The following is a 14,913-nucleotide window of genomic DNA, read 5'->3' on the forward strand; positions in this document are numbered from 1 at the left end:
GACGGCGTTCCCGGATTCGCGGCGCATGCAGGGTCAATGCGTTTCCGGTCGTGTAGCCAATCGACCGATATGAGCGACGACGACCGCGAACGGGGCGTGGGCCTCGGAGACGTTCGTGACGCACTCGAGCGCCGGGAGTACCCCGTCAGTCAGGCCGAGTTGCTCGAGGACCACGGGGACGAGGTGATCGAAACTGGCGAGAAAACAACGACGCTCGCGGAGTTACTCGAGCCGCTGAACGAAGACGAATACGAATCGTTCGAGGCGGTCGAAACGGCGATCATGAACATGGTCGGAGACGAAGCGATCGGGCGCAAGAACTACAGCGACCGCACGCCGCCCGCATCGGGGGAGGAACGCCAGGACGAAGGTGCACCCGGTCAGGACGGACAGCGAGAACAGGAGTCGTTCTAACCCTCGGACGGATCGTTGTACCGTTTTACGGCGATCGCTCGGACGTGAAAGCGATCACCGAGAAAAACCATAACAGACCGTATCAATCGTCATCGAGGTCGACGTCCGTTCGAGCCTGGCGTCGCTGTGCCCGTTCGATAAATTCCTGAGGCAGTTCGTCGATCTCGCCGGCTTGAACTCCCCAGAGGTGTGAGTAGAGGCCACCGCTTTCGAGTAACTCCCGGTGCGTCCCCCGTTCGACGATGCGCCCGTCCTCGAGGACGAGGATCAGATCCGCGTCCTTGATGGTCGACAGGCGGTGAGCGATGGCGAACGTGGTACGGTCTGCAGTCAAGTGGTCGATCGATCGCTGGATGAGCATCTCCGTCTCGGTATCGACGTCGCTGGTCGCCTCGTCCAGAACGAGCACGTCGGGATCTTTGAGGACGGCGCGGGCGATGGCGACGCGCTGGCGCTGACCGCCGGAGAGTTTGACGCCGCGTTCGCCGACCATCGTGTCGTAGCCGTCGGGGAGGTTCCGGATGAACTCATGAGCCTCCGCGGCTTTCGCCGCCTCGATTATCTCCTCGCGACTCGCCTCGAACGTGCCGTAGGTGATGTTCTCCTCTACGGTTCCGTAGAAGAGAAACGAGTCCTGACCGACGTAGCCCATCGACCGGCGGAGACTCGAGAGCGAGGCCTCGCGGACGTCGCGATCGTCGATCCGAATCGAACCCTCGTCGACGTCGTAGAGTCGCAACAGGAGTTTGAGGACGGTCGACTTTCCGGCACCCGTCGGTCCGACGAGGGCAACGGTGTCGCCGCCGTCGACCTCGAAGGAGACGTCGTCGATAATTCGGTTTGCGCGTTGGGTCTCCTGGCTCACCGAACCGTCCGTCTCGTCGTAACTGAAGCTTACGCTCTCGTACTCGACGCGACCGTCGGTGATCTCGAGATCCTCGGCGTTCGCGTCGCGCTCGATCCGACCCCGTTCGTCCATCAGCCCGAAGATCCGCTCGCTCGAGGCCGCCGCACGCTGGTACATATTGATGACCTGTCCGAACTGCGCCATCGGCCAGACCAGCTGCTGGGTGTAGAGGATGAACGCGACGAACGTTCCGGTCTGGAGCGTACCGGTAAACGGCCCCGGACCGCTCTCCGTGAAGACCCAGTACCCTCCGACGACGAACGTGAGTACGAAGCCGATCCCCGACAGTAACTGGAGGCCGGGAAAGAACCGGATTCGCAGTCGGATCGCTCCCCAGTTCGTATCGTAGTACTTCCGCGAGACGTCCTCGACGCGACCCGACTCGAACTCCTCCGTGTTCGAGGACTTGATGACGCCGATTCCGCCGAGGTTGTTCTCGAGTCTGGAGTTGACTTTGCCGACCGACGAGCGCACCGCCGCGTACTTGGGCTGGATCTTCTTGACGAACACGTAGGTGAAAACGCCGATCAGCGGTACGGGTGCCAGCGAGATGAGCGCAAGCTGGGGGTTGAGCCAGAACAACAGGAGCGTGATTCCGACGACCATCACGACCAGACGGGTCGCTGAATTCAGCCCATCGTTGAGGAATCGCTCAAGCTGGTTGACGTCGTTCGAAAGCACCGACATCATCTCCCCGGTCTGTTTGTTCGCGAAGAACTCCATGTCCAGGCGTTGCATCTTGTCGTAGGTCGCTGTCCGGACGTCGTGTTGTACGTCCTGAGAGAATGCGTTGAATCCCCAATTGCGCAGCCAGTGAAAGAGTGCACCGAGCACGAAGGACCCGGCGATAACGACCGCGACGAACCAGAACTGTCCCGACGCCGTCGTCGGAAGCCACGCCTCGGGCAGAACGACGAGCGGAACCTGCTCGTGGAACACCGCGTCACCGAACACCGCATCGATGGCGACGGCGAGCAGCAACGCCGGGAGCAGATCGAGCGCACGGGCGAGGATACTCGAGCCGAAGCCGACGGCCATCGAGAACCAGTAGGGACGACCGTACTCGAAAAGCAGCCGACGCATCGGGCTCTCGACGTGTTCGCGTTGCTCCTCGAAGGGGTCGTCTTTGTCCCAGTCGACCGCGTCCATCGCGTCCGACTCCGGGTCGGTCGACAATAAGGGTTTGCTACGAACCGAAACATATAGAGAGGGTTATCCGTCGTCGATCGCGACATCGTCGCCAACGGCCATCTCCGTCTCGTTTGCATATCCACGAGGGACTTCGAGGACCCACTGTGCACGCCCCGAGTACCGTAGCTCCTCGCCGTCCTCGCCGGGCTCCGGCGCACGTGCGTTCTCGATGGACGTAACCGTTCGATCGCCGCCGATGAAGACGATATCGATGTCGAAGTCCATCTCCCGCATCACGTACGTCCGGTCGTCCTCGCTCGCGTGGACGAACAACATACCGTGGCCGGCCTCGAGCGAATCGTGGTCACTCAGCCCGGTGTACCGTTCCTGCAAGGTGTCAGCGACCTCGACTTCGACCGTGGCTTTGGGTTCGCCGTCGTCATCGAGAACGGTGACGGTCGTTCGATCCTGTCCCCAGGGAGTAGAGACGACGCTCGCCTGAACGAGTAGCGTGACGACCAACACGAGCACGACTCCGGCGAGTAGCGTCTTACAGACGCGCCCTGTGGCCATATCACACCCTGCAATACGAGAAAGTAAAGGTTATTCGGACAGGGAGATTTTGTTCGGTTAGGGGCTCGTGGTCTAGCTGGTTATGACGCGGCCTTTACAAGGCCGAGGTCGGTGGTTCGAACCCGCCCGAGCCCATATTTCTGCCGCGAACAACTCGTGAGCGGCAGAAATCTGTCGCGAGTGGCGGGTTCGAACCCTATCAGTCGCGCGCAGCGTAGCGAGCACGTCTGATTTCGGTTCGAACCCGCCCGAGCCCACTACCTACTGCGAGCAAATTCGCGAGAAGCAGGTATGGGACCGAAGATGGGTTCGAATGAGACGAGCCGTGCGCACCGAAGCGAGCACGTCTCGGCGTGGTTCGAACCCGCTCGAGCCCATCCGTATCCGACACGAATTGTGTTTTACCACATATTTTTAATAGTTATTCAGTCGTTGTAGTTGGTATGGTCTCGAAACGTGTTTTTTTGAAATCGGCGTTGTTCACGATTCTCGTTCCAGGAACGGTCGCCATGGCGCTTCCGCAGTTGCTGGCGAAATACCGACCGCATCCGAAGCTCCCTATCGAGCCGAACGTCGGTCGAGTGCTCGGTGGGCTTTCGATATTCGCCGGGGTTCTCGTATATCTCCGGACGGTGTTCCAATTTGGGACGGACGGAAGGGGGACACCCTCACCGACCGACGATCCCGACGATCTGGTGACCGGCGGACTTTACGCACGGACGCGAAACCCGATGTATATCGGCGTACTTCTGGTCATACTCGGGCAGGCATTCCGGCAGCGTTCTGTGGCGATACTCTGGTGGGGTGTCGGAATGTGGATCGGGTTTCACAACCGAGTCATCGGCTACGAAGAGCCACATCTCGTCGAAAAGCACGGAGAGGCGTACGAAGAGTACCGCGATCGAGTTCCGCGATGGCTTTCGTTCACTCGTCCCCCACGGTGAGTCGCCCGAAACGCGCTATCCGTCGAAGCCGTCCTCGAACCGGAAGGTGCCGTCCCGCTGTACCACTTCGCCGTCCACCTCGATGGACGAATTCTCGCTCATGTCCACGATCATGTCGACGTGAACGGCGGAGTCGTTGGCTTCGTTACCGCTCCCGACGGTGTCGTCGTAGGCACGCCCGACGGCCATGTGGACGGTATCGCCCATCTTCTCGTCGAAGAGCATATTGTACGTAAATCGGTCGATATCGCGGTTCATTCCGATGCCGAGTTCGCCCAGCCGACGTGCGCCGTCGTCGGTGTTGAGAACTTCGGTGAGGACGTCCTCGTTTTTGGCCGCCGAGTGCGAGACGACCTCGCCGCCGTCGAACTCGAGGGAGACGTCGGTGATCTCCCGACCCTGGTGATACAGCGGCATATCGAACAGTACCTCGCCTTCGACGCTGTCGGGCTGGGGAGCGGTGAACACCTCACCGCCGGGCAAGTTGTGCTCGCCGTGGTCGTTCAGCGTCGGGTTGCCAGCGATCGACATCGTGACGTCGGTCGTCTCCCCGCTAACGATTCGGATCTCGTCGGCCGGATCGAGGATCTCCACCATGTTCTCCTGGTGAGCGCGCTGGGCGTCCCAGTCTCTGTTGACGGCGTCCCAGACGAAGTTCTCGTAGCCCTCCGTACTCATTTCGGCGAGTTGAGCGTTGGCGGGAGCGGGATACTGTGTCAGACACCAGCGTTTCGAGAGCCGCTCTTCGAGGATGGGGCGCTGGGCCTGGCTGTAGGCCGCGCTGGTCACCGGATCGACGTCGGCGGTCTGGGTGACGTTGTCGGTCGCCCGAATGGCGATGTAAACGTCCGTGTTCTCGATGAGTGCGAGTTCGTGATCGGGCGTCTCGAACTCGGGTTCCGCGTCGTCCCCCTCTGCGGCCCGAAGGTACGCACGCTGCTGGCGCTTGCCGGTTCGCTGGCTCGTCGTCACTGGATTGGCTCCCCGGTCGCCAATAACCTCGTGGAGGGCAACGACGAGGTCCTCCGCGACCGGATGGGCGTCGACGACGACGTTGTCGCCTTCCTCGAGGTCGACCGAGTGAGTTGCGATGATCTCGGCGTGTTCGCGAATGCGCGGGTCCATGTGCCACAGGTACCCGAAGCGTCGGGATACCGTTTTCGAATCGAAGTGCAACCGGCGAGATACGAACGGGAGATCGTCCTCTCGGGCGCTACCCGAAAACCGAACCCCGGCGGTCGTGTGCCATCTGTCGGGCGACCTCGTTCGCGACGTCGGCACCGAACTCGCGCTCGAGAAGCCACAGCGCCAGGTCGAGACCGGACGTGACGCCCCCGGCGGTGAGCACGTCGCCGTCGTCGACGACGCGTTCGTCGACGACAGTCGCGTCCGTGGCTTCGAGGTCGTCCACGGCGGCGTGGTGGGTCGTCGCTGGTCGTCCCTCGAGCAATCCGGCCTCGGAGAGGATCATCGCGCCGGTACAGACCGATGCGATCGTCGCGCCGGCGGTGTATCGCTCGTCGACAGCGCCGGGCAGGATGCCGTCCTCGACGACGGCCCGGACGCCCTCGTTCGCGGTCGTCCAGCCGCCACCGGGGACGACGAGGAGATCCGGCTCCCCGAGCGTTCCGTGAGGTTCGACGCGGAGGTCGTGACTGGCCGTCACGACGTCGGTCTCCTCGAGCGTGACGAGGCGCGTCTCGATCGATGCACCGGCTTCCGCGCCGTTGACCAGTACCTCGTAGGGGCCGATCGCGTCGAGTTCGTCGAAGCCGTCGAAGAGGACGATTTCGGCAGTGATGTCGACCATGGACGAACGTCGACGGCGACGGAGAAACGTGTTGTGACTGGTCGAACCCGCCGACACGCTGATCCTCTCCGAGGCTGGGTTCTCGAGGGGCGAACTGACGAGGCGACGACGCAGTTCGAGACGCTGCGGTCAACTGCCCCGCGCACGGTGGCTCGGAGCTTGTCATTGAACCTCATCCAGCGTACACTCGTTATTTCCCCCTCGGTCACGTACGGAGTGTGGACGGAACATGGTGTACGCGTTCACCGCAGTCGACGTCGCAACCGGCGTGTCCGAGGAGGTCTGTAAAGCCGTTCGCACCTGTGATACGGTTTACTGTGACTTTTTTCCGGGGCGACCGCGAGCCGTCCTGCGGTCGCTCCGGTAACGACTTACAGTAGACCGTATGAGGGCGTTCTCGAGGCCCACGTGATTTCGGGGGAGTTCGACGTCATGGTCGAGATAGAAGGCGACGGACCGCACGACATTCTGACGACGGTTACCTCGGACATCCGTTCGCTCGAGGGCGTCGGAACGACGCGAACGTACGTCCGTCTCGACGAACACTGAGCGCCCGCGAACGATTACGGCGCCGCCGAGACTGCGGACGTCCTCGCCGACCTCGAGTTTAAGTATCGAAGCGCGGCCAACGTTGGCATGATCGACGACGCCATTCGCGTCCTCGCGGGCGACTGTACCGTGATTTCAGAGGCCGCCGACCGCGAGGAGTACCGCGGTCGCGTGACGACGATCGTCAAGCCCGACAACACCGTTCTCGTCCACGACGTCGACGGCTACCAGCCGGTCGCCTGGCTCACCCGCGCCGACAGTGTCTCGAGCGACCGGACGGACGGCTTTACTCTCGTGGCGAAAAAAGACGAACAGACGCTCAGAATCGCCGCTCACGAACAGGACGGGTTCGCCCACTATCCGTCGTCATCGGCGGGCGTTCCCGTCGGGGAGTGTCCCGATTGTGACGGTGCGCTCGTCCGGTCTGACGGCGTTCACTGCGTCGGCTGTGGGACGCGCTACGGCGTCCCCGCGGACGCGACGATCTGTACGGACCAGAGTCACTGTGACTGTGGACTTCCGCGAATGCGCGTCGAACGCGGCCTCGCGTTCAACGTCTGTCTCGACCGGAGCTGCGAGTCGCTCGACGAGGCGGTCACGGAGGCGTTCGATCGCGAGTGGAGCTGCCCGAAGCCGAGCTGTGACGGCGACCTGCGAATCCTTCGTCGCGGTGGCCTCATCGCCGGCTGTGAGCAGTATCCCGACTGCGAAACCGGGTTCGCGGTCCCGACCGGCGTCGTCGACGGGGAGTGTCGCTGTGGTCTCCCGAGCTTCGAAACGAGAACCGGAACCCGCTGTCTCGACGCGACGTGTGAACGCGTCCTCGAGCGACCGCCCGGAGCCGAGCCGGCGAGTGACGATTAATACGGTCTATTGTAACGATTTACCGCTGGGACCGCAGACGGGTCGCGGTTCCACCGGCAATGGCTTACAATAGTCCGTATAAGAGGGTTTGCTACCTCGATGTTTCGCGACACCCGTGACCCGTCCTGGGGATGCGTCGGAACTGACCGACGACGGTCCGCGTGACGCACCGACCGACACCGGTCGGCCCGGAGCCGATCCACAGTCACTTAGTGTCCGCTGGCCAAGCCCCTGCTATGTCACTCGAGGGGCGATACGACGAGAGCGCGAACGTCGTCCGTCTGGGCGAAAACGCGCGCCAGCGATTTCACGATGCACGAGGTTACGGCTACCCGCTCTCGGGCAACGAGATCGCACTCGCTCCCGTCGAGGCCGCACACCTGCTTTACCGCGGCGACCTCGAAGCGGTCGTCGACGTCGAGAGCGGCGAGCGCCTGTCGTTTCGGTCGTTCGTCGCCCGCGAGCCGGGAACGGAGTTCGGCGTTCGGTTTCTCGTCTACGCCGATCTTCGATCGCGGGGGTTTTACCTCTCGCCGGCCGCCGAACCCTGGCTCGTCGATCCGCCGACCGCCGACTTCGCCGTCTTTCCCCGCGGAAAGGGACCCGGCGACGGCGAGATTGCTTACACCATGCGGGTTATCGGTGAACGAACCGACGTCCCGGCGGCCGATCTCGCGTCGGGCGTACTGGCCGTCGTCGACGAAGAGAGCGAAATTACGTACTTCGACGTCGGCCGAGCGGATCCGCGGGGATCGTCGACCGCCACGTTACCCGACGGCTGCGACGCCGATCTACTCGCAGACCGCGTCGTCGTGTGGGACCCGCCGCTCGATCTCTACGAAGAGGCGTTCTACGGCCAACCGCTCGAGGGGCGGGAGTACGACCGACCGACGCTTCAGTGTTCGCTGCTCGAGGCGGCCTTTCTCGTCGAACGGGGTGCGATCGATCTCGAGTCATCGGTAGTTCGAGAGCGTGGTCGCGAGGTCGAAGGCGAACGGTTCGGACGACGGAGACGGGTCTACACGGCGCTTCGCGAACGCGGGGTCGTTCCCAAGACGGGCTACAAGTTCGGTGCGGATTTTCGGACGTACGCCGACGTCGAGTCGGTCGACGAACTCGGCCACTCGGAGCTGCTGGTACGCGTTCACTCCGCTTCGGCCGTCTTCGAGCCGCGCGATCTCGCACTCGACGTCCGACTCGCACACGGCGTCCGCAAGACGATGGTCTTCGCTCTCGTCGACGGCGAGGAGATCGAGTGGTGGTCGCTCGAGCGACTCACGCCGTGATCGATGTCGGCTCGACGAATCACTACACTGACGTACAGCCGGCGGTAACAGTTCGGATATGCAACTCGAGGTGATCGGCGTCGGTGGCGCCGGGTGTCGGATCGCCGCTGCGATCCTGGAAGTCGATCCAGCCGACCACTCCTTCGTCGCTGACGTGTTCGCGTTCGATACGGATTCGGCGTGCCTGGACGAGGTCACGTCGATTCCCGACCCCTACCGCCACCGGTACGGAGAGACGATCGAAAGCGGGCTCAACGGGAATCTCCAGCGGGGGCGCAGCGTTGGCAACGAGTACGTCGAAGAGCTCAGCCGGCGGCTGGATCGGGGACGGCCGGCGGTTGCCGACGCGTTTCTGGTCGCCGTCGGTCTCGGGGGAGCGACCGGCGGGGGAACGATCCCACAGCTCGTCGAGAACCTCCAGACGCTGTACGACGCGCCGGTCTACGTGCTCGCGACGCTTCCGGCCGAACGGGAGCTCGCGCCGCCATCGGACGGCGGTTCCGACGCGGGCAACGAACCGACGGCACGCCCGATGGCCGAGGAGAACGCGACCCGGACGCTAGAGGAACTCGACGGAACGGCGGACGCCGTTCTCTGCTTCGACAACGAGAGGTGGCTCAAAACCGCTGAGACGATGGCTGACGCCCGTGATCGATTGAACCGGGAGCTCGCGACGCGCGTCGCAACGTTCTTTTCGGCCACGGCGGACGCGACCGAGGAGGGAGAGGTGACGGCGGCGGAAACGATCATCGACGCCAACGACGTCGGGCGGATCTTCGGAAACGAGACGGGAATCGCGACGATCGGTTACGGGAAACAGCGAATCGAAACCGATAGTGGCGGCTCGCGGTTCGGCCTCGGACTGTTCTCGGCGGAGCCGTCCGTCGAAACGAGCGAGGCCGTAAGCGCCATCGAGACGACGATCGGCAAGGCGCTGCGCGACAGGCTCACCCTCGAGTGTGAGCCCGAAAACGCAGCGCGAGCGATGCTGGTGGTCGGCGGGCCGCCGGCGTGGCTCAACCGACGAGCGATCGCAGACGGACGACGAACGATCGAGGAGGCGACGGGCTCCGTAGAGATCCTCGGCGGCGATGCGCCGCGGCCGGAGAGCGACGTCGTCTTCGCGGTGGTCGTCCTCGCCGGCGTCGACCCAGTCGAGCGACTCGAGGCGATCCGGTCTCGAACGACCCCGCTGGATCGAGACCGAACCGGCCGCTGAAGCGGTCATTTTTGATCGGTTTTCCGATTCGGAAATAGTCGCGAATCGCCGGCACCGACGAAGGCGAAGGTTTTTGCGCGCTGGACCGCCAAAGCGGTGGTAATGAGCGGAGACGACCCACTCGAGGAGACCGAGTCCGGGGAATCGGCCGGCGAGGAGCGCACGCGGTCCCCGTCGAGGCGCTGGACCGAGAGCGCAGCTCCCTCGGACGACGGAGCGGAGCGTGTCCGAACGGACGGCGGAGCCGTCGACGACGTCGCGCTGGATCCGTGGGGTTCCTCGAGCGTCTCCGACTACCGCAAGCTGTTCGAGGAGTTCGGCATCGAGGAGTTCGACGACGTCAGCGACGAGGTTCCGAACCCACACTACCTGATGCGACGGGGCGTCATCTTCGGCCACCGCGACTATCGACCGGTCGCGAACGCGATGGCTAACGGAGAGCCCGCGGCCGTCCTCTCTGGATTCATGCCCACGGGAGAGCCACACATCGGTCACAAACTCGTCTTCGACGAGATCATCTGGCACCAACAGCAGGGAGCCGACGCCTACGCATTGATCGCGGATCTCGAGGCAAACTCCGCTCGCGGAATGAGCTGGGCCGAAATCGACGAACACACACGCAACTATCTGCTGTCGCTGCTCGCGCTCGGATTCGACCTCGAAGAGGGAACGCTCTACAGACAGTCGACCAACCGAGAGGTACAGGATCTGGCGTTCGATCTCGGTGCCGAAGCCAACTTCTCCGAGTTCGAGGGGATCTACGGCTTCGACGGCGAAACCTCAGTTTCGCACATGCAATCGGTCGTCACGCAGATGGCGGACATCCTCTACCCGCAACTCGAGGAGCCAAAGCCGACCGTTATCCCCGTCGGGCCCGACCAGGACCCCCACGTCCGGCTGGCGCGAGATCTGGCCGAGCGAATGCGCTTTTTCAAAGTCACGCGGGCGTACGCCAGCTTCGAACTCGAGGCCGAAGAGCGCGACCTCGTCGCCGCGTTCTACGACCGACTCGAGCCCGCGGAGTTCGACGACGATCAGCTTCGGTGTCTCCACGTGGCCGAGGCGCTCGAGGCGACGCCGCTTGCGGAGCTCGACATCGACGCGAGCGTTCTCGAATCGGTCCTCACGAAACTGAACGAGGCCGGAATGGAGCCCGTTCGCCCGCGAACGCGCTTTTTCGATCGGCGGGCGACCGAGGAGGCGTTCGAGGCGCTGATCGACGCGGTCGAGGGCGAAAAGCGCGTCTACGAGAGCCACGTCGATGCATTCGAGATCGGTCGGGAGGCGGCCGAAGAACTCGCCCGAACGATCGAAGTCGAGAACGGCGGCTACGGCTTTCGGCCCCCGTCGTCGATCTATCACCGCTTCATGACCGGCTTGACCGGCGGAAAGATGTCCTCGTCGATTCCGGCCAGCCACATCTCGCTGCTCGACGATCCCGAGACGGGCTACGACAAGGTCAAATCAGCGACGACCGGCGGCCGCGAGACGGCCGAAGAACAGCGCGAGAAGGGGGGACGGGCCGACGAGTGTCCGGTCTACGAGCTGTACGCCTATCTACTCGCTGGCGACGACGACGAGTTCGCCAAACTGGTCTACGACGAGTGCGTCGGCGGCGAGCGTCTCTGTGGTGACTGCAAGGAACAGGCCGCGGGCCTCATGCGCGAGTTCCTCGAGGATCACCAGGAGAAACGCGCCGAGGTCGCGGACTTACTCGAGGCGGCCGACATCGAACTCGAGTCGCCGCGCCGCTGACCCCGGGCGATACGCCGGATCGACGTCGATCCGAGTCGGAACCGCTAACTGACCGCCCGAACGCCTACCACACAAGCGAATGCAACTACCAGAATCACAGGTCGCGGTCGTAGAGGCCGCGAGCGCGGACGAGACGACGGCCGTCGACGCCCTCGCCGCGGCGACCGACCTTCCGCCCGAGACCGTCACCGGTGCGGTCTTCGAACTCGAGGAGGACGGTCTGGTCGTCGTCAAAGAACGCGTCGACGAAACGAGTAGACTCACCGACGAGGGAGAAACGTACGCGGACGACGGACTCCCCGAGGTCCGGCTCTACGAGGCCGCACTCGAGGCCGGCGCGGACGACGACCCCGCCTCGATGGGACGGGTCATCGGTGCGTCGGGACTCGAGGGATCGCAGGTCGATATCGCGCTCTCGAACTACGCGCGAAAGGGCTACGGAGCGATCGACAGCGGCGAGCTCACCGCCGACCCCGACGCCGATCCCGCGGCCGACGCCGAGGCGAACGCACTCGAAGAACTCGCCGGAACCGACGATACACCGCTCGAGGTCGTCGATGTCGACGGCGAAACGATGGGCGGACTCGAGCGTCGCGGGCTCGTCGAGATCGCCGAGACGACGGTGCGCGAGGTGAGGCTGACCGAACGGGGTGTCACGGTCCGAACGGACGGTCTCGAGCGCTCCGAGACGGTCGGACAGGTTACGCCGGAACTGTTGACCAGCGGCGAGTGGGAGGACGTCGAGTTCGCAGAGTACAACGTCGAAGCCGACGCCGAACAGGTAAAAGGCGGGCGGGTTCACATCCTGCGCCAGACCGCAGACCGCGTGAAAGACGTCCTCGTTGGGATGGGCTTTCAGGAGATGGAAGGACCACACGTCGACGCGGACTTCTGGATCAACGACTGTCTGTTCATGCCCCAGGACCATCCCGCACGAACCCACTGGGATCGGTTCGCACTCGAGGAACCGACCCACATCGACGAGCTTCCGGAAGGGCTCGTCGAACGCGTCGAGCGCGCCCACCGCGAGGGCGTCGGCGACGACGGCGAGGGCTATCACTCGCCGTGGGACGAAGACTTCGCGCGGGCGCTTGCGCTTCGCGGACACACGACGTCGCTGTCGACGCGCTACCTCTCCGGCGAACAGATCGGTGAGATCGAGCCGCCGGCGCGCTTTTTCAGCGTCGAGAAGGTCTATCGGAACGATACGCTCGATCCGACCCACCTCCTCGAGTTCTTCCAGATCGAGGGCTGGGTGATGGCCGAGGACCTCTCGGTTCGGGACCTGATGGGCACCTTCGAGGAGTTCTACGCCCGGTTCGGCATCACCGACATCGAGTTCAAACCCCACTACAACCCCTACACGGAGCCGAGCTTCGAGCTGTTCGGCACTCACCCGACGACGGGCGAACTGGTGGAGATCGGTAACTCGGGCATTTTCCGCGAGGAGATGCTAGAGCCACTCGGCGTGGAGTGCGACGTGATGGCGTGGGGGCTCGCGCTCGAGCGGCTGCTCATGTTGATGTACGGCTTCGAGGACATTCGCGACATCCACGGCACGCTGTGTGACCTCGAACTGCTGCGGGAAACGGAGGTGACTTACTGATGCCCACGGTCGACATCGACCCCGATGAACTGCGCGAACTGACCGGCCACGAGGAAAAAGACGACGACGAACTCAAAGACGACCTGTTCGGGCTCGGCCTCGAGTTCGAGGGTCGAACCGACGACGGCGCGTTCGAACTCGAGTTCGCCCCCGACCGTCTCGATCGGCTCTCCGTCGAGGGAGTCGCACGCTCCGTGCGGTACCAGTACGGCGACGCCCGGGGCGTCCACGTCCCGTCGACGAACTCGCCGGAGTGGACGATCGTCGTCGACGAGTCGGTTCCCGAGGAGCGCCCCTACGTGACGGGTGCGGTAATCAGGGACGTCGATCTGGACGACGCGAGCCTCGAGTCGCTGATCCAGCTCCAGGAGAAACTCCACGCGACGATGGGGCGAAAGCGCGCGAAAGGTGCGGTCGGGATCCACGATCTGACGATGCTGAAAGGCTCGACGGCGACGGAAGGCAACCCGACCATCGAGTACGTCGGCGTCGAACCCGACGGGGATCGGTTCGTTCCCCTCGATTCGGACGCCGAGATGACGCCGGCGGACGTCCTCGAGGACCATCCGACGGGACAGACCTACGCGGACCTCGTCAGCGAGTACGAGCGCTATCCCGCGATCTACGACGACCTCGGACTGTTCTCGTTCCCGCCGGTGATCAACGGCCGCCGGACGGAGGTTTCGACCGATTCGCGGGACCTGTTCGTCGAGATGACCGGCACCGACCAGTGGACGATCGACAAGATGCTGAACATCGTCTGCTACGCGCTCGCGGCGAGGGGAGCGACCCTCGAGGAGGTTCGGGTCGAGTATTCCGACGGCGAGTCCGGCGAACGCGAACTGGTCCGGCCCGACCTCTCGACGAAGACCAAGACCGTCTCCCACGACCGAATCGAGACGATCCTCGGCATCGACCTCGATCCGGACGAGGTGATCGACCTCGCGGAACGGTCGGGACTCGAAGCGGAGAAACGGGAGAGCGGAGACGACGACGGACTCGTCTACGAGGTGACGATCCCGCCCTATCGGGTCGACGTGCTTCATCCGCTCGACGTCATCGACGACCTCGGACGAGCCTACGGCTTCAACGACCTCGAGCCGAAGTACCCCGACGTGGGAACCGTCGGCGGCCGCCACGAGCGCTCGAGACTCGAGGACGCCGCCCGGACCCAGCTCGTCGGGCTCGGCTTCGAAGACCTGCTGAACTTTCACATGATCAGCGAGGGAGAGAACTTCGATCGACTCTCCGCCTCACCGGGAGACGACGTTTACGGTCCCGGCGAGCCGGCGACGATCAAAGGTCCGTACAGCGAGGATTACACCATGTTGCGGACCTGGGTCACGCCCTCGTTGTTGATGGTCCTCGAGCGAAACACCCATCGTGCGTATCCACAGAACCTGTCCGAGATCGGGTTCACGGCAGCGGTCGACGAGGCCGAAACCACCGGTATCAGCGAACGGCGTCGCGTCGGGGCCGTCCTCGCGAGTCACGAATCCGGCTACGAAGACGCCAAAGCCAGATTGCAGGCCCTCTGTCGACGGTTCGACGTCGACCTCGAGACGCCATCCACGGAACACCCGACGTTCATTTCGGGTCGTACGGCGAGCGTCGTGATCGACGGCGAGGCCGTCGGCGTGATCGGAGAAGTACATCCGCGCGTGCTCGTCGAACACGACCTCAAGGTCCCCGTCGCCGGCTTCGAGTTCGACCTGGCGGCGCTGTCGTAAGATCTCGGACGAAGCGACCGCCTCGTTTTCGCCGTGGACGCCGTAACGTACCGCGAGCGAACGACGTGAGCGAGCGGGCCGACGACTGACGTGAAGTGACGCTACGCGTCACGGAACGGAAGGAG

General features: G+C 63.7%; 14 protein-coding genes and 1 tRNA gene. 11 read left to right on the forward strand and 4 right to left on the reverse strand.

Annotated features, from left to right (window positions below):
• Window positions 1-69 precede the first annotated feature (69 nt).
• Window positions 70-414, forward strand: a complete 345-nt coding sequence (locus EA462_RS02700; protein WP_124177020.1) for a DUF5789 family protein — start codon at window positions 70-72, stop codon at window positions 412-414.
• 82 nt (window positions 415-496) lie between these two features.
• Here EA462_RS02700 and EA462_RS02705 read toward each other — a convergent pair whose 3' ends face one another.
• Together EA462_RS02705 and EA462_RS02710 are read right to left on the reverse strand one after the other, a co-directional pair.
• Entirely contained in the window at window positions 497-2,470 is a 1,974-nt protein-coding gene (locus EA462_RS02705) for an ABC transporter ATP-binding protein (protein ID WP_124177021.1), read from the reverse strand.
• Between the two features lie 63 nt (window positions 2,471-2,533).
• Window positions 2,534-3,025, reverse strand: coding sequence for a DUF192 domain-containing protein (locus tag EA462_RS02710; protein ID WP_124177022.1), 492 nt, complete (start codon window positions 3,023-3,025; stop codon window positions 2,534-2,536).
• Between the two features lie 61 nt (window positions 3,026-3,086).
• Between EA462_RS02710 and EA462_RS02715 the strand changes: the two genes are divergently transcribed.
• Together EA462_RS02715 and EA462_RS02720 are read left to right on the forward strand one after the other, a co-directional pair.
• A tRNA-Val gene (locus tag EA462_RS02715) sits at window positions 3,087-3,160 on the forward strand.
• Window positions 3,161-3,468: 308 nt separating this feature from the next.
• Window positions 3,469-3,969, forward strand: a complete 501-nt coding sequence (locus EA462_RS02720; RefSeq protein WP_124177023.1) for a methyltransferase family protein — start codon at window positions 3,469-3,471, stop codon at window positions 3,967-3,969.
• 15 nt (window positions 3,970-3,984) lie between these two features.
• Here EA462_RS02720 and EA462_RS02725 read toward each other — a convergent pair whose 3' ends face one another.
• Both EA462_RS02725 and EA462_RS02730 read right to left on the reverse strand, forming a co-directional pair.
• Entirely contained in the window at window positions 3,985-5,094 is a 1,110-nt protein-coding gene (locus EA462_RS02725; protein ID WP_124177024.1) for an aminopeptidase, read from the reverse strand.
• Window positions 5,095-5,182: 88 nt separating this feature from the next.
• Entirely contained in the window at window positions 5,183-5,779 is a 597-nt protein-coding gene (locus tag EA462_RS02730) for a DJ-1/PfpI family protein (protein WP_124177025.1), read from the reverse strand.
• Window positions 5,780-6,008: 229 nt separating this feature from the next.
• On the opposite strand from EA462_RS02730, the gene EA462_RS17160 reads away from it, so the two are divergent.
• The 8 genes from EA462_RS17160 to pheT all read left to right on the forward strand — a co-directional run bounded on the left by EA462_RS17160 (window position 6,009) and on the right by pheT (window position 14,788).
• Complete coding sequence (locus EA462_RS17160; protein ID WP_165872007.1) at window positions 6,009-6,146, forward strand: hypothetical protein; 138 nt, start codon at window positions 6,009-6,011, stop codon at window positions 6,144-6,146.
• Between the two features lie 65 nt (window positions 6,147-6,211).
• Window positions 6,212-6,328: a hypothetical protein gene (locus tag EA462_RS02735; RefSeq protein WP_394341812.1), complete on the forward strand. Its 117-nt coding sequence runs from the start codon at window positions 6,212-6,214 to the stop codon at window positions 6,326-6,328.
• 87 nt (window positions 6,329-6,415) lie between these two features.
• Entirely contained in the window at window positions 6,416-7,192 is a 777-nt protein-coding gene (locus tag EA462_RS02740; protein ID WP_124177027.1) for an endonuclease NucS domain-containing protein, read from the forward strand.
• A 236-nt stretch (window positions 7,193-7,428) separates the two neighbouring features.
• Window positions 7,429-8,478, forward strand: a complete 1,050-nt coding sequence (gene endA / locus EA462_RS02745) for a tRNA-intron lyase (protein WP_124177028.1) — start codon at window positions 7,429-7,431, stop codon at window positions 8,476-8,478.
• Between the two features lie 58 nt (window positions 8,479-8,536).
• On the forward strand, window positions 8,537-9,697 hold the full coding sequence (locus EA462_RS02750; RefSeq protein WP_124177029.1) for a tubulin/FtsZ family protein: 1,161 nt from the start codon (window positions 8,537-8,539) through the stop codon (window positions 9,695-9,697).
• A gap of 102 nt (window positions 9,698-9,799) precedes the next feature.
• Window positions 9,800-11,452 (forward strand): tryptophan--tRNA ligase, encoded by a 1,653-nt coding sequence (locus EA462_RS02755; RefSeq protein ID WP_124177030.1) that lies wholly within the window; start codon window positions 9,800-9,802, stop codon window positions 11,450-11,452.
• 79 nt (window positions 11,453-11,531) lie between these two features.
• Entirely contained in the window at window positions 11,532-13,058 is a 1,527-nt protein-coding gene (gene pheS / locus EA462_RS02760) for a phenylalanine--tRNA ligase subunit alpha (protein WP_124177031.1), read from the forward strand.
• Window positions 13,058-14,788: a phenylalanine--tRNA ligase subunit beta gene (gene pheT / locus EA462_RS02765; RefSeq protein ID WP_124177032.1), complete on the forward strand. Its 1,731-nt coding sequence runs from the start codon at window positions 13,058-13,060 to the stop codon at window positions 14,786-14,788. The genes pheS and pheT overlap by 1 nt, the downstream gene beginning before the upstream one ends.
• The last annotated feature ends 125 nt before the right edge of the window (window positions 14,789-14,913 follow it).

This window comes from Natrarchaeobius halalkaliphilus, assembly GCF_003841485.1.
Taxonomy (GTDB): Archaea; Halobacteriota; Halobacteria; order Halobacteriales; family Natrialbaceae; genus Natrarchaeobius; species Natrarchaeobius halalkaliphilus.

Excerpts from the sequence above, each read along its gene's own strand:
- EA462_RS02725 (WP_124177024.1), bottom strand. The coding sequence starts at position 5,094 with ATGGACCCGCGCATTCGCGAACACGCCGAGATCATCGCAACTCACTCG.
- EA462_RS02740 (WP_124177027.1), top strand. The coding sequence starts at position 6,416 with ATGATCGACGACGCCATTCGCGTCCTCGCGGGCGACTGTACCGTGATT.
- endA (WP_124177028.1), top strand. The coding sequence starts at position 7,429 with ATGTCACTCGAGGGGCGATACGACGAGAGCGCGAACGTCGTCCGTCTG.
- pheT (WP_124177032.1), top strand. The coding sequence starts at position 13,058 with ATGCCCACGGTCGACATCGACCCCGATGAACTGCGCGAACTGACCGGC.
- pheS (WP_124177031.1), top strand. The coding sequence starts at position 11,532 with ATGCAACTACCAGAATCACAGGTCGCGGTCGTAGAGGCCGCGAGCGCG.
- EA462_RS02750 (WP_124177029.1), top strand. The coding sequence starts at position 8,537 with ATGCAACTCGAGGTGATCGGCGTCGGTGGCGCCGGGTGTCGGATCGCC.
- EA462_RS02755 (WP_124177030.1), top strand. The coding sequence starts at position 9,800 with ATGAGCGGAGACGACCCACTCGAGGAGACCGAGTCCGGGGAATCGGCC.
- EA462_RS02705 (WP_124177021.1), bottom strand. The coding sequence starts at position 2,470 with ATGGACGCGGTCGACTGGGACAAAGACGACCCCTTCGAGGAGCAACGC.
- EA462_RS02735 (WP_394341812.1), top strand. The coding sequence starts at position 6,212 with ATGGTCGAGATAGAAGGCGACGGACCGCACGACATTCTGACGACGGTT.
- EA462_RS02700 (WP_124177020.1), top strand. The coding sequence starts at position 70 with ATGAGCGACGACGACCGCGAACGGGGCGTGGGCCTCGGAGACGTTCGT.
- EA462_RS02730 (WP_124177025.1), bottom strand. The coding sequence starts at position 5,779 with ATGGTCGACATCACTGCCGAAATCGTCCTCTTCGACGGCTTCGACGAA.
- EA462_RS02710 (WP_124177022.1), bottom strand. The coding sequence starts at position 3,025 with ATGGCCACAGGGCGCGTCTGTAAGACGCTACTCGCCGGAGTCGTGCTC.
- EA462_RS17160 (WP_165872007.1), top strand. The coding sequence starts at position 6,009 with ATGGTGTACGCGTTCACCGCAGTCGACGTCGCAACCGGCGTGTCCGAG.
- EA462_RS02720 (WP_124177023.1), top strand. The coding sequence starts at position 3,469 with ATGGTCTCGAAACGTGTTTTTTTGAAATCGGCGTTGTTCACGATTCTC.